Source organism: Streptomyces manipurensis (assembly GCF_049570255.1).
GTDB classification, from domain to species: domain Bacteria; phylum Actinomycetota; class Actinomycetes; order Streptomycetales; family Streptomycetaceae; genus Streptomyces; species Streptomyces manipurensis.
The window spans coordinates 5,958,797-5,971,354 of sequence record NZ_CP186950.1 but is presented as its reverse complement, the minus strand read 5'-3'; the positions used below and the strand labels follow the sequence as shown (position 1 = coordinate 5,971,354).

The following is a 12,558-nucleotide window of genomic DNA, read 5'->3' as shown; positions in this document are numbered from 1 at the left end:
CAAGTGTGATTCTGGTAACTCACTGAGTACGCCGTGGTAGCGGATGCCCTGCCGATCACGAGGGTAGGCATGGCGGCTGGTTCTCAGAAAGGAGCCGCCGTCATGGGCGTTGCCACCATCCCGTCGTGCGACCGCCGGGCTTCCGCTTCACTCTTCTCCCGTCTGCGGACGGCCGGAGGTCAGGCCGACCCCTTCCCGATCTACGCCGAACTCCTCTCGCGGGGCGAGGTGGTGCCCGCTCCGTGGGGCGGCTTCGCCGTGACGGGTTTCGCCGCCTGCGACGGCGTCCTGCGCAGCCGCCAGTGGCTGGAGCCCGACAGGGCGTGGCGGGAGCGCCAGGGGCCCGGGACCCGCTGGAACGCGCCCTCCTCGCGCGAGATGAGCAGCACGCTCGCCGCACTCAACCCACCGGACCACACCCGGGTGCGGCGGGCCGCGGGCACCTTCGACCGGGGCACGGTGGAGCGCATGGGGCGCAACGTGCAGCGGATCACTGATCGGCTCCTCGACGCCATGACGGAGCGAATACGCACCGGCGAGGCGGACTTCTCGGAGCTGGTCTGCGAGGAGCTGCCGGTCGCCACCCTGGGCGAATGGCTCGGCCTGCCACGGGCCGACTGGCCACGACTCAGAGAACTGACGCACGATCAGGTGTTCACGCAGGAGCTGCTGCCGTCGGCCAGCCAACTGGCCCTGTCCGACGCGGCCACGGCCGAACTCCGCGCCTACTTCACGGACCTGGTGCGTGACCGGCGCGCCCACCCCGGCGACGACCCCGTCACCCGGTGGATCCGGGCGTGGGACGCGATCGAACCCGACCGGGACAAGGCCGACGAGGCGGTCTACTTCCTGGTGCTGTTCGTCCTGCTGGCCGGCCTGGAGACCACCGCGACCCTCCTCTCGACGATGACGCTCCGGCTCGTCGAGAGCCCGGAACGCTGGGACATGGTCGCCGGCGACCCGGACCTCGTACCCGCCTTCGTGGAGGAGTCGCTCCGCTACGACCCGCCCACCCACGTGATCAGCAGGGTCGCGTCGCAGGACACGGTGCTCGGAGGCGTCGAGATCCGCCGCGACGAGATGGTCCACCTCATGATCGGGGCGGCGCACCGGGACCCGGCCAGACACGAGGACCCGGACCGGTTCGACCCCGGGCGCAGGCCCGACCACCTCGCGTTCAGCGGCGGCATCCACTACTGCCTCGGCGCGCCGCTGGCACGCCTCGAAGCCCAGACCCTGCTGCGCCAGCTGACCCGGCGCCTCCCCCGCCTGACCCTCGTACGCCCCCCGTCGATGGCGCCCCGTGTGGCGTTCCGCCGCCTGCTGAACCTGGACGTAGCACCCGCATGAACGATTCTTCCCCCGCCCCCGCCTCCGCCCGGACCGCGCCCAAGGCGGTACTCACCGAGCAGGACGGCCCCGTACTGCACGTCCGCCTCAACCCCTGGGGCCAGGACGACACGCTGGACTCCGTGGTCCTCGACGACCTCGTCACCCTGCTCGACGACCTCCACGAGAGACCCGACGTCCGGATCCTGACGCTGTCGTCGCTGGGTACGGACTTCTGCCTGGGTGCCGACCGCACCGAGTACCAGGAGGCGCTGGCCGCCGACCCGTCCGGGGCGAGCCTGCGGCGCATCGCCGACAAGGCGCACCGCCTGTGCCAGGCCCTGGAGAACACGCACGCGGTCACCATCGCCCGGCTGCACGGGCGCGTCATCGGGGCGGGTCTCGCCCTCGCCGCCTTCTGCGACCTGCGCGCCGGTGCCGACACCAGCCGCTTCCGCATGCCCGAGGTCGGCATCGGGCTGCCGCCGGCGTGGGGCGGGGCGATGGGACGCCTGGTCGCCGAGGCCGGCGCGTCCAGGATCCGCGAGCTCATGCTCACCTGCGACGCCTTCGACGCCGACACGGCCCACCGGATCGGTCTGCTCCACCGGACCGCCCCGCTCGACGGGCTGGACAAGGTGATCGACTCCTGGGTCAGGCCCCTCGTCCGGCGCTCGCCCGAAGCGCTCGTCCTGACCAAACGGATGCTGGCCGGCTACGCGCGGGCGGACAGGACGGCGGACGTCTCCCTGCTCGACTCCCATCTCCTGACGGCCGCTCTCCACCGGCACGCAGGCAGCTGACCCCTCCCGGACGACGGCACGGTGCGGGCGGGAAGACGAACCCTGCCCCGCCGACGACCGGCCCGGACGCCTCACCGGCGGGTGAGCAGCGCTCCCCACAGGGCTCGTGCGCGGCAGAGCCGGTACGTGACCTTCCCCCAGCGGGAGTACCTCCAGGGGATGGCCCCGGTGTAGCCGTCGACGTGACGGAACTGCTCCAGGGCCGCCCGGTAGCGGCGCTGCCGCAGCAGGAAGTAGGCCAGCAGGTGCCGTGCTTCAGGCTGGTTCGGGTGTCCCCCGGCCTCGGCGACGTCGTCCAGTGCCGCATCCACGAGCGCGACGACCTCCGGTGTGCCGAACAGCCCCGCGGACTCGCCCCGCAGGTCCACTTCCTCGAACCACGCGAGCAAGGGCAGCACGGTCAGCAGGCTGCCCCGCGGCGCCGACCGGGAGGCCCGCGCCGCGAACTCCTCCACCTCGGCCCGCGAACCACACCACTTGCTGCAGAAGTACTGCAACGCGGCAAGATGCGCACCGAAGTGGTACGGCGACCTCGCCTCGACCTCGGCCCACAGTTCGGCCATCTCCCCGTGGGAGAAGCCGAGTCCGCGCGCGACCGCCGCCTTCTCCGCCCAGGGCGTCGGGTCGTCCGGGCGCAGGAGCGCGGCTCGTTCCAGCGCCATGTGCGCTGCGTGGAGCTCGTGGTGGAAGTCGCCGAACTGCCGGGGTGACGTGAAACGCGCCGGCTGCCCCCCGCGGAGCAGCCAGGCCCGCTTCACCCGCGCGCAGGCGGCGACGAGCACGGCGTCGGAGTCGTCCGGCCTGGCTTCCCGCCACGCGGTGACCCACGCGTCTCCCTCGTCGGCGGCCACGTACGACAGGTGCTTCGTGTAGTGGGCCACCCGTTCCGCGTCGTCGCCGGCCGCCGCCAGGAGGTCGGCCGCAGGCTGCCACGTGCCGGAGCGGACGGCCTCGATCGCGAGCTGGAGCTGTGGATCGGGGCCGGCCAGGAGCCCGTCGGATCGCCGGAGGGGCATCAGGAGGGACAGGAGGAAACACGACGCCGCGACCCCCAGCGCAGCGAAGAAGAGGGGGACGGACACGGCCGGATCGACCACCACCGGGGAAAGGCGCACGGAACTTCCTGTCATTGCATTCATCCGCCCGCCTGTTCGAAGGCGAGTGCAGCGGATTATGCAACGCCCGGCGCGGAAGCGACAACGCCGAACCGGCGGAGGGCGGGAGGGGCCTAGTGGGTTCTGCGGTGGCGGCGGGCGGCTTCGAGTTCGGCCACGTCCGACATCCAGGGGCCGTGCCCGCCGAGTGCGGCGCAGCCGCCCCGGACGAAGGTGCCCACCACCTGCCGGTAGCCACGGATCCCGTCGACCAGGGCGTACTCGACCCGGTACTCCGGGTCCGCCCCGCCCCTGCCCGGCCGGACCGTCGTGACGCGGGCGACGGAGTCCGCGTAGAAGTGGAGCTGGATCCCCTCGCCCCGCTCCTCGTCCTCGATGGTGAACACCTCGTTGTCGCCCGCGGAGCGCTCGGCGACGAACTCCCAGAACTCCGCGGTGGCACCGCGGGGGCCGGCGCCACGGCGCCACTTCCGTTCGGCGCCCTTGTCGTCGGTGAAGGTCAGGGCCGTCTTCTCCGCGCTCCCCCCGGGGGCGTCCCGGGTGTCGGCGGGGTCCTCGTCGTCGGCGACCGGGGTGTTCCGGGAGCGTTGCGCGGCCTCGGAGCACATCAGGAAGCCCACCGTGCGCACCGCGTCGTCGGCGAGTCCGGGGTGTGCGCGGCGCACGGCCGCGTCGACCGCCGCCGCCATCCGGTCCCAGTCGCTCTTGTCCGTGGCGCGGCGGCCCCGGCGCGGGTCGAGGCCGATCCGCATTCCGGCGCACGCCTGCTCCGCGGTGGCGATCACCCGCATGACCCGGGGCAGCAGCGCGGCGTCGACGGCGTCGGGCAGCCGCCTCGGGACGCTCGCGCCGTGCGCGTACTGGCCCGTGAAGCGCAGGACGGCGGCGTCGAGCGGGCCGAGGACCACTCCGCGCTCGGCGCGACGGCGGTCCGCGCGGTCCTCCTGGGCGCGCTTGCCGTCGGACGTCTCCGTCGCCGAGCGCATCGCGGCCAGGATCCGGCCGCGCCCCAGCAGGCCGGTGTCGGCCCCGTGGGCGACGAGCCGGCTCCGGTCCCACCGGGTGTGCCGGAAGAAGGAGTCGACGTCCGCGGGCGGGGAGAGCAGGATCGGGTCCAGGAGGGCGACGGCGGCGTCCTCGTCGAGCGGTCCCCGGGTCCCGGCGTCGTCGCACAGCGGAAGGACCGCGCTCCACAGCAGCAGGTGGCGGGCCAGGTCCGTCCGGATCACCGCGAGATGGGTTTCCCCGATCGGGAACGTGAACGTGCGCGGGTCGTGGTTGGCGTCGGCCCCGGCGCCGAGCATCAGCTTGAGCTCGCCGTCCTCGCGGATGACGTTGGGGATCCAGCCGATGCCGCGCGTGAAGACGACCTCGGGCACGTCCCTCACGACCATCGTGCGAACTCGGCGTCGAGGCGGGCGTCGGTGCGCGTCCAGACCTCGCCGTCGGCGGCCCCGGCCGGGGCGTCGACCCGTTCGAGGCCGAGGAACCCGATCAGCTCCAGCAGTTCGGCCCGCTCGGAGCGGGACTCGTCGGCGTCGTGGGAGTCGAAGAAGACGTAGTACCGGTCGCTCGGGTCCACGATGCCCGAATCCTCCCAGATCCGGGCGACTTCCTCGATGGCCGCCCTCTCCGTCGTGAACGTGGCGGCTCGGGCGGCGCCACGGGCCTCCGGTGACGCGTCGAGGTCGGCGGCGTCGGGGAACCACTGGCCGAAGCGGTCGAGTCCGGCGTAGCCGTTCTCGAAGAACAGCATCGCGCTCGGGAGGTAGCGGTTGCCCCGGTCGACCCGGAGGTGCTCCGCCCGGGGCCGGTCCCCGCCCCGGATGCGGGAGATCAGGCCCTGCCCCGGTACGAGGACCAGACGCTGCCCGGCCGGTTCGTCACTGATGGTGTACGTGGCGGAGTCCCGCTCGCGGAAGAACGCCGAGAACGCCGTGTAGGCCTCCTGCGGGTCGCTCACGGAGACCTGCTGATCGTTGCCGTCACCGGCGGCGAAGACGAACTGCTTCGGACCGGGGGCGTAGGGGCGGACCATGGGGTTGTCCTTCGTTCACGGGATGGCTCCGACAGCCTAACCTCACCGGAACGGCCCGCTCCCGCCGCTTACCGCCGGCCCTGCGGGCAGCAGGGAAGGTCAGTTCCGGGCGGTCAGCGGCGAGGCGTCGAAGGTGACGCCGGCCAGGCCGTGGGCCATGAGGTTGCGGATGTTGGCGTGGTCGGTGCCCTGCGGGGTCGCCAGCACGCTGCGGTAGTGCTCGCCGAAGGCCAGCAGGGCCTCCTGGTCGCTCAGGCCTTCCAGCACGGCCAGGCCCAGCGTCTTGCAGGACCCCTCGTTCTCGCCCGCGGCGTTCGCCAGCTCGCCGTTGCGGAAGGCCTGCGGGCGGTAGTCGTAGTGCGCGGCGACGAAGGCCAGGGTGGCGGCGAACTCGTGCTCGCCCGAGGCGAGGCTCTCGCGCAGCGGCTTCAGGTCGGTCATGGTGGTGGTTCCCCTGGGTTGGACGGACGATCCGGCTGCCGTCCGTGACCGGACGACCGTACCCGTTCGCGGGCGGTCGGCCGGAATCGGGCCACATGCCGGAACGGATGCCCTCCGGGCGGCGTCTTGCCAGGTCAGGGACGTGCCCGCGGCGCTCCGGTCCGCGTGGCAGGGGACAGTGGCGGTGGCGGTGGCGGTGGCGGTTGCCGGGCACGAGGACTTCGGCAGGGGAGGGTGCGTGGCCGCGTTGGTGTACTTCCGGAAGGTCGCGGAGACCGGACGGCTCGTGACGTACCTGTTCGGTGAGGACCCGGAGTGCCTCGGGCGACGGCTGACCGTGGACAAGGAGTCCCGCACCTCCACCGTGCAGGACGCACGGGTCGACCACACCTTCCTGAAGACCTCACAGAAGCTCAAGGTGCTGTACGCGGAGCGGGGCGCGTGGCCGGAGCGGGGCATGAGCGCGAGTTGACCGCGAACCGTCGACGCCCGGTGCAATTCGGCGTTCTGGTTGATGCGGTGGCGGTGTCCGAATCATGCTTGTTGTCATGTCTCCTGTTGCCGCCGCGCTCGACGTGTCCCACCTGCCCGACTACGCGCACGACTGGGCGCTGGTCGATGTCGAAACCTCCGGGCTGGTCGCACGGCGCGACCGGATCCTGTCGATCGCCGTCCTGACCCTCGGGCCGGAGGGGAAGCCGGTGGAGGAGTTCAGCACGCTGGTGGACCCCGGCTGCGATCCCGGTCCCGTGCACGTCCACGGGCTCACCACCGAACGGCTGCGCGGAGCGCCCGCGTTCGACCGGATCGCCGAGCGGGTCGGCGCGCTGCTCCGGGGCCGGGTGCTGGTGGCGCACAACGCGCAGTTCGACTACGACTTCCTCGCCCACGAGTTCGCCCGCGCCGGGGTCACCCTCCCGGCGACGCGGCGGCTGTGCACCCTGGCGCTGAACCGGCGGGTCGAGCCGCCCACCGACAGCTTCAGCCTGGCGTCGTTGGCCGCCCACTACGGGGTGCGCCGGACCAGGGCCCACGACGCGCTGGACGACACCCGGGTCCTCGCGGGGATCTTCCGCGCCTCCCTCGCCGAGGCCGTACGGCTGGACCTCGCGCTGCCGTTGGTGCCCTGCCCGCCCCGGCAGGACCCGCGGTTCGCGCCGAAGGCGCCCAAGGTCCCGTGCGCGTACCGCAACCCCGGCCGGCTGGTGTCCGGCGGGCCGCTCGTGCAGGGCATGAAGATCGCCGTCACGGGTGACACGGACATGGCCCGGGCGGAGCTGGTCGCCCGCTCCGTGGCCGCCGGCCTCAACGTGATGGGGTCGGTCAGCCGGCACACCAGCGCACTCGTCGCCAACGGAGCACCCTCCGGTGCCCCGGGCAGCGGTTCGGCGAAGGCCCGGCGGGCGGCGTCCGAGGGCGTCCCGGTGCTGGACGAACGCGCCTTCCTCGCCCTCCTCGAGGACGTACGTCCGGGGACGCCCCATCAGAAGCAGCAGCCCGCGCCGCCCGTGGCCGCGCCCGACCCGGCCGTTGCCGCCCCCGTCGCCGTCGCCGTCGCCGAGGTGCCGGCTCCCCGGCAGGCCGCGCCGGTACGGACGGTGCAGCCGTTCGGCAGGCGGCGGGTCCTGGTGCTGGGCGGCTCCCACGAGGAGGCCGCGGCCGCCCGTGCGCGGGTCGTCGAGCTGGGCGGGGCCGCCGCGATCAACCTGTCGGCCAGTGTCACCGACATCGTGCTCTTCCCCGGCGGTGAAAGCGACCGGCGGCTGGCCCGCGTCACCTCCATGGGACTGCCGGTCCACGAGCCGGCGTGGCTCGGTTCTCCCGCGCCGCAACCGGCCGGGGCTCCGGTCCCGCACACCCCGTCGGCCGTCGTCCTCCCCCGCGGCGGGGTCGTCGACCTGCCCGCCCTGCCCGCCGCCGGCCGCTGGCACGTCGGCGCCTCCTGGGCGGCGCCGCGCGCGGACTGCGAGATCGACGTCGTGGCCTTCGTCCTCGACGAGGACGAACAGGCTTCGTCCGACGGGGATTTCGTCTTCTACGGGGCGCCCGAGAGCCCGGACGGCGCCACGCGTCTGCTCTGCGACGGCCCGACCGAACAGACCGTCACGGTCGACCTCGGCGCGCTCCCGCCCGCCGCGCAGCGGATCGCGATCGCCGCCGCCATCGACGGAACCGCGACCTTCGGCGACATCGGGGCCGTCCAGATCAGCCTGGCCCCCGGCAGCGACGCCCCCGTCATGACGCAGGCCGCGCTCGACGCCGCCACGAGCGAACGCACCCTGCTGCTGGCCGAGCTCTACCGCCGCGGCCCGCTGTGGCGCTTCCGCGCCGTCGGGCAGGGGTACGACCACGGCCTGGAGACCCTGGTCCGCGGCTACGGGATCGAGGTCGCCTGAGGGGTGTCGGAGCCCGCGGCTAGCCTGTGCGGGTGACGCAGACCTATGACCGACCGTACCCCGCCTCGCTGGCCGCCGCGCTGGCCGTTCCGTTCGACTACGCGGACGGCGGCGGCGTCGACTTCGAGCCCTTCCCCGCGTTCCTGTCCGCCGAGGACACCACGGACTGGTTCCAGGCCTGGACCGGGAACACCGAGCTGGACGGTGACGCCTTCCGCGTGTTCGGGCAGGACGGGACGGGCGGGTACGCGGCGTTCTGGCTGGTGCGGCCGGGGCGGCCGGTGGGCGAACAGCCCGTCGTCTTCCTCGGCTCCGAGGGGGAGACCGGTGTCGTGGCGCGCGACCTGGACGACTTCCTGTGGCTGCTCGCCGACGGCCACGGCCCCGCGGAGGCCGGTTCCCCGTACGCGACCGACCTGACCGGGCGCCCGCACGAGGGACTGGCGTCGATCGCGGAGCGGTTCGCGCCGGAGCGGAGGGCGTCGGCAGCCGACGTCGTCGCCCGGGCCGCCGAGGAGTTCCCCGGGTTCGACGAGGTCATCGAGGTGCTCTGCCGCTGAGGCCGCTGAGCCCGGCGAGGCCGGCGAGGCCGGCGAGGCCGGCGAGGTACGGTCGGGCGGCGCGCGGGCGGGGCCCGGCGGGCATGAGCCGGCCGATACCGGGGAGCCGCCCCTCGGGGGCGGAAGGACGGTGGCGGTGTCATGGCACGGGTGAACGTCGAGGGTGACGAGGTGGTCGTCCGGCTCGGTCCGCGCGAGCGGATGGCCGCACGGCGGCGGAACGCGGTACGGGTGCCGGCGGCGGCGCTGCGTCGCGCCCACGTCGAGGCCGACTGGTGGCGGGTGCTGCGCGGCGAGGCCGGGCGGGGCAGGTGGCGGCCCGGCCGGTGCGCCGGGATCCGGCGCACGACCGAGGGCGAGGACTTCGTGGCCGTGCGGGCCGGTGGTCCCGTGCTCTGCATGGATCTGGACGCCGGGAGCCCGTTCGCCCACGTGGCGGTCACCGTGGCCGATCCCGTGGCGGTCGGGCGCAGGATCCGGGCGGCCCTCCCGGCGGACGACGGCCCCGGGGACGGGTCGGACCCGTCCGTGCCGCACGTACCGCTGCCCGTCGCCCAGGAGGGGGCGGGCCCGGTGGGCGGCGGGGCCCGGGGCTCCGCCCTCGGCGTGCGGCAGCCGCCCCCGCCGGACGAGGAGCGCGTCCGGCGGGCCAACGCGGACCGGGTGCGCCGGGACCACGTCCTGCCCGGGGCTGCCGGGGCCCGTTTGCCCCGCCCCCCAGCGGTTAGCAGCAGGACGTGGGGGTCGGACGAGGAGGCTGAACCGTGATGGGCGGCGACAGGCAGGACGGCGGCCCCCGGGACGGGGGCCGAGCCGAACGGATCCGCGGGCGGTCGCCGGAGCCGCAGCGCATGAGGACCGGTGGCAGGCCGCGCACCCCCGACGAGATCGCGCACGAGCGCGGCCGGGAGGACGCGACGATGCGGGACGTGATGCACGACCTGACCGAGGAGGACCTGGACGACATGCGGGACGACCGCTGACCGTCCGGGATCCGCGGGGCCCGCGGGCCCGGGCCGGCGTCGGGGGCGGCCCGGACCCCGCGCACGGGCCCGCATCCCGGACCGGGGCGGGAACAGGGACGAGCCCCGCGAGCGGCGTACGGCCTGCTCGCGGCGCGAAGGCATGCGGTCCGGGGGTGCGGCCCGGGCCCACGGCCGCACCCCGTGAGCGGCACGGGGACGTGGCGCTCACGGGGCTGCCCCGGACTCCGGAGACGGGGATCGCCGATCCGCCGCCCGGCCAAGCCCGCGGCCCGTCCCGCCGAGCAGGCCAGCAGGCCAGCAGCGGCGGGCGGGCCTGTGCCAGGCGGGCCAGCGCCGGACGGGCCCACGCCCGGGCGGGCCCACGCCGAGCAGGCCCATGTCGAGCAGGCACACGCCAAGCGGGCCCGTACCGAGCAGGCCCACACCCTGGCGGGCTCACGCCGAGCGAGCCCGCGCCAGGCGGGCCCATGCCGAGCAGGCCCACGCCAGGGGCGGGCCCGTGCCAAGCGGGTCCGCGCCAGGCCGGGCCGGGCCCGGAGCCCGACGCGGGGCGGGGCGGGGCGGGGCGGGCAACGCACAGCGAACACCCGCGGGATGCCGCGGTGGCCTGGCCGTTCAGCAGATGCGCGGCAGTTGTTCGCCGATCGGCAGGTCCACCACGCGGGTGCCGCCCAGGGCGGTGCGGGCGACCACGAGGCCGGCGTGGGCGTCGACCGCCTCGCCGATCACGGCGGCCCCGCGGCCCAGCGGGTGCGCGCGCATGGCCTCCAGGACGGCATCGGCGTGCTCGCGGGGGACGAAGGCGACCAGCTTGCCCTCGTTGGCCACGTAGAGCGGGTCGAGGCCGAGGATCGCGCAGGCGTTGGCGACGGCCGGGGGCACGGGGACGCGGTTCTCGTGGATGACGACCCCGGTGCCCGACGCGGCCGCGATCTCGTTGAGGGAGGCGGCCAGGCCGCCGCGGGTGGGGTCGCGCAGCACGTGGAGGTCGGGGGTGACGGCCAGCATGCTCCGGACGAGACCGCCGAGGGCGGCGCAGTCGCTCTCGACGTCCACGCCGAATTCCAGGCCCTCCCGGACGCTCATGATCGCGACGCCATGGAGCCCGATCTCGCCGCTGACGATGACGACGTCGCCCGGCACCACCCGCTGCGGGCGGAGGTCCACTCCGTCGGGGATGATCCCGATGCCCGCGGTGTTGAGGTAGATGCCGTCCCCGTGGCCCGCCTCGACGACCTTGGTGTCGCCCGTGACGATCTCGACTTCCGCGGCCCGTGCGGCGGCGCCCATGTCCTGCGCCACCCGCGCGACGACGGACATCTCGACGCCCTCCTCCAGGATGAAGCCGCAGGAGAGGTAGGCGGCCCGGGCTCCGCTCATGGCCAGGTCGTTGACGGTGCCGTTGACCGCGAGGTCGCCGATGCCGCCGCCGGGGAAGAACAGCGGCCGCACGACGTACGAGTCGGTGGAGAACGCCAGGCGGGTCCCGCCGAGGGACACGGCGGCGCTGTCCCCGAGCCCGGCCAGGACCTCGCCGCCGAAGGCCGGCGCGAAGAGGTGCTGGACGAGCTCGGCGGAGAGGGCTCCGCCGCCGCCGTGGCCCATCACCACGCGTGGCCGGTCGCGCAGCGGTGCGGGGCAGGTCCAGCCGGTGATGTCGAGCGTGGTGCCGTCGTCGGTCCGGGTGGGGGTACGGGTGTCAGACAACGGGGGTCGCCTCCAGCGGGGTGGTCGCGGCGGCGGGCACGGTCTTGAGCTCCAGCCGCCGGTAGAGGTAGTAGGCGGCGCAGGCGCCCTCGCTGGAGACCATGGTGGCGCCCAGCGGGCTGCGCGGGGTGCAGAGCGTGCCGAAGGCCTCGCACTCGTGCGGCTTGAGCAGTCCCTGGAGCACCTCGCCGCTGCGGCAGGCGGCCGGTTCGCGGGTGGTGATGCCGGTGACGGAGAAGCGGTGTTCGGCGTCGAAGTCCCGGTAGCGCTCGGACAGTCGCCAGCCGCTGTCGGGGATCACGCCGATGCCGCGCCAGGCCCGGTCGGTGACCTCGAAGACGTCCTCCAGCATGGCGAGGGCGGCCGGGTTGCCCTCGGGGCGGACGGCGCGCGCGTAGGCGTTGTCGACGGTGTGCTCGCCGCGTTCGAGCTGGTGCACGGCCCGTCGTACGCCTTCCAGGATGTCCAGCGGCTCGAACCCGGTCACCACGATCGGTACGCGGTGGCGTGCCGCGAGGTCGGGGTACTCGCCGACACCCATCACGCTGCACACGTGCCCGGCGGCCAGGAAGCCCTGGACCCGGCAGCTCGGCGAGCTCATGATCGCCTCGATGGCCGGGGGGACGCGCACGTGGGACACGAGCAGGCTGAAGTTGGCGATGCCGAGCTTCCTGGCCTGGTGGACCGTCATGGCGTTGGGCGGTGCGGTGGTCTCGAAGCCGATGCCGAAGAACACCACCTGGCGGCCGGGGTTGTCCTGGGCGATCCGCAGGGCGTCGAGCGGGGAGTAGACGACGCGTACGTCGCCGCCCTCGCTGCGCACCTGGAAGAGGTCCCGGCCGGTGCCGGGGACGCGGAGCATGTCGCCGAAGGAGCAGAAGATCACGTCGGGGCGGGAGGCGATCTCGAGTGCCTTGTCGATCACCTCCAGCGGGGTGACGCACACCGGGCAGCCGGGGCCGTGAATCAACTCGACCTGTTCCGGCAGGAGTTGGTCGATGCCGTGCCGGATGATGGTGTGGGTCTGGCCGCCGCAGACCTCCATCAGGGCCCAGGGGCGGGTCACGGTGGCGTGGATGTCGTCGAGCAGCCGCCGGGCGAGGGCGGGGTCCTGGAACTCCTCGATGTACTTCACTGCGCGGCTTCTTCCTGCGGGGCTGTCTGCTGCGGTGCGGGCTGCTGC

Annotated in this window: 13 protein-coding genes; 7 read left to right on the top strand and 6 right to left on the bottom strand. The window is 74.1% G+C overall.

Annotated features, from left to right (window positions below):
* Nucleotides 1–102 precede the first annotated feature (102 nt).
* Both ACPU2J_RS27290 and ACPU2J_RS27285 read left to right on the top strand, forming a co-directional pair.
* Nucleotides 103–1,350: a cytochrome P450 gene (locus ACPU2J_RS27290; protein ID WP_420079151.1), complete on the top strand. Its 1,248-nt coding sequence runs from the start codon at nucleotides 103–105 to the stop codon at nucleotides 1,348–1,350.
* A complete protein-coding gene (locus ACPU2J_RS27285; RefSeq protein ID WP_420079152.1) occupies nucleotides 1,347–2,132 on the top strand; it encodes an enoyl-CoA hydratase/isomerase family protein in 786 nt (261 codons plus the stop codon). The genes ACPU2J_RS27290 and ACPU2J_RS27285 overlap by 4 nt, the downstream gene beginning before the upstream one ends.
* A gap of 71 nt (nucleotides 2,133–2,203) precedes the next feature.
* On the opposite strand, the gene ACPU2J_RS27280 is transcribed toward ACPU2J_RS27285, so the two are convergent.
* From ACPU2J_RS27280 to ACPU2J_RS27265, 4 genes are all read right to left on the bottom strand, one after another.
* On the bottom strand, nucleotides 2,204–3,247 hold the full coding sequence (locus ACPU2J_RS27280; RefSeq protein ID WP_423834218.1) for a hypothetical protein: 1,044 nt from the start codon (nucleotides 3,245–3,247) through the stop codon (nucleotides 2,204–2,206).
* Between the two features lie 113 nt (nucleotides 3,248–3,360).
* Nucleotides 3,361–4,626, bottom strand: coding sequence for a DUF6357 family protein (locus tag ACPU2J_RS27275; RefSeq protein WP_423835013.1), 1,266 nt, complete (start codon nucleotides 4,624–4,626; stop codon nucleotides 3,361–3,363).
* Nucleotides 4,627–4,631: 5 nt separating this feature from the next.
* Nucleotides 4,632–5,285, bottom strand: coding sequence for a hypothetical protein (locus ACPU2J_RS27270; protein WP_420079154.1), 654 nt, complete (start codon nucleotides 5,283–5,285; stop codon nucleotides 4,632–4,634).
* A 99-nt stretch (nucleotides 5,286–5,384) separates the two neighbouring features.
* A complete protein-coding gene (locus ACPU2J_RS27265) occupies nucleotides 5,385–5,726 on the bottom strand; it encodes a HopJ type III effector protein (RefSeq protein WP_420079155.1) in 342 nt (113 codons plus the stop codon).
* A gap of 238 nt (nucleotides 5,727–5,964) precedes the next feature.
* On the opposite strand from ACPU2J_RS27265, the gene ACPU2J_RS27260 reads away from it, so the two are divergent.
* The 5 genes from ACPU2J_RS27260 to ACPU2J_RS27240 all read left to right on the top strand — a co-directional run bounded on the left by ACPU2J_RS27260 (nucleotide 5,965) and on the right by ACPU2J_RS27240 (nucleotide 9,665).
* Nucleotides 5,965–6,198 carry a hypothetical protein gene (locus ACPU2J_RS27260; protein WP_423834217.1) on the top strand — a complete coding sequence of 78 codons (234 nt, stop codon included), beginning with the start codon at nucleotides 5,965–5,967 and terminating at the stop codon, nucleotides 6,196–6,198.
* Between the two features lie 76 nt (nucleotides 6,199–6,274).
* Entirely contained in the window at nucleotides 6,275–8,122 is a 1,848-nt protein-coding gene (locus tag ACPU2J_RS27255; RefSeq protein ID WP_423834216.1) for a TerD family protein, read from the top strand.
* Nucleotides 8,123–8,154: 32 nt separating this feature from the next.
* Nucleotides 8,155–8,682 (top strand): SMI1/KNR4 family protein, encoded by a 528-nt coding sequence (locus ACPU2J_RS27250; protein WP_420079158.1) that lies wholly within the window; start codon nucleotides 8,155–8,157, stop codon nucleotides 8,680–8,682.
* Between the two features lie 141 nt (nucleotides 8,683–8,823).
* Nucleotides 8,824–9,450 carry a hypothetical protein gene (locus tag ACPU2J_RS27245; protein ID WP_423834215.1) on the top strand — a complete coding sequence of 209 codons (627 nt, stop codon included), beginning with the start codon at nucleotides 8,824–8,826 and terminating at the stop codon, nucleotides 9,448–9,450.
* The gene (locus ACPU2J_RS27240) at nucleotides 9,450–9,665 is read left to right on the top strand and encodes a hypothetical protein (protein ID WP_361597854.1); all 216 of its coding nucleotides are present in this window, start codon (nucleotides 9,450–9,452) and stop codon (nucleotides 9,663–9,665) included. Before ACPU2J_RS27245 ends, ACPU2J_RS27240 begins: the two co-directional genes overlap by 1 nt.
* A gap of 618 nt (nucleotides 9,666–10,283) precedes the next feature.
* Here the strand turns inward: ACPU2J_RS27240 and hypE are convergent.
* Entirely contained in the window at nucleotides 10,284–11,375 is a 1,092-nt protein-coding gene (gene hypE / locus ACPU2J_RS27235; protein ID WP_420079161.1) for a hydrogenase expression/formation protein HypE, read from the bottom strand.
* Entirely contained in the window at nucleotides 11,368–12,510 is a 1,143-nt protein-coding gene (gene hypD / locus ACPU2J_RS27230) for a hydrogenase formation protein HypD (RefSeq protein WP_420079162.1), read from the bottom strand. The genes hypE and hypD overlap by 8 nt, the downstream gene beginning before the upstream one ends.
* Between the last annotated feature and the right edge of the window lie 48 nt (nucleotides 12,511–12,558).

Bases quoted from the DNA above. Each gene is read 5' to 3' on its own strand.
- ACPU2J_RS27240 (WP_361597854.1), top strand. From the start codon at position 9,450: ATGGGCGGCGACAGGCAGGACGGCGGCCCCCGGGACGGGGGCCGAGCC.
- ACPU2J_RS27265 (WP_420079155.1), bottom strand. From the start codon at position 5,726: ATGACCGACCTGAAGCCGCTGCGCGAGAGCCTCGCCTCGGGCGAGCAC.
- ACPU2J_RS27270 (WP_420079154.1), bottom strand. From the start codon at position 5,285: ATGGTCCGCCCCTACGCCCCCGGTCCGAAGCAGTTCGTCTTCGCCGCC.
- ACPU2J_RS27285 (WP_420079152.1), top strand. From the start codon at position 1,347: ATGAACGATTCTTCCCCCGCCCCCGCCTCCGCCCGGACCGCGCCCAAG.
- ACPU2J_RS27290 (WP_420079151.1), top strand. From the start codon at position 103: ATGGGCGTTGCCACCATCCCGTCGTGCGACCGCCGGGCTTCCGCTTCA.
- ACPU2J_RS27245 (WP_423834215.1), top strand. From the start codon at position 8,824: ATGGCACGGGTGAACGTCGAGGGTGACGAGGTGGTCGTCCGGCTCGGT.
- ACPU2J_RS27255 (WP_423834216.1), top strand. From the start codon at position 6,275: ATGTCTCCTGTTGCCGCCGCGCTCGACGTGTCCCACCTGCCCGACTAC.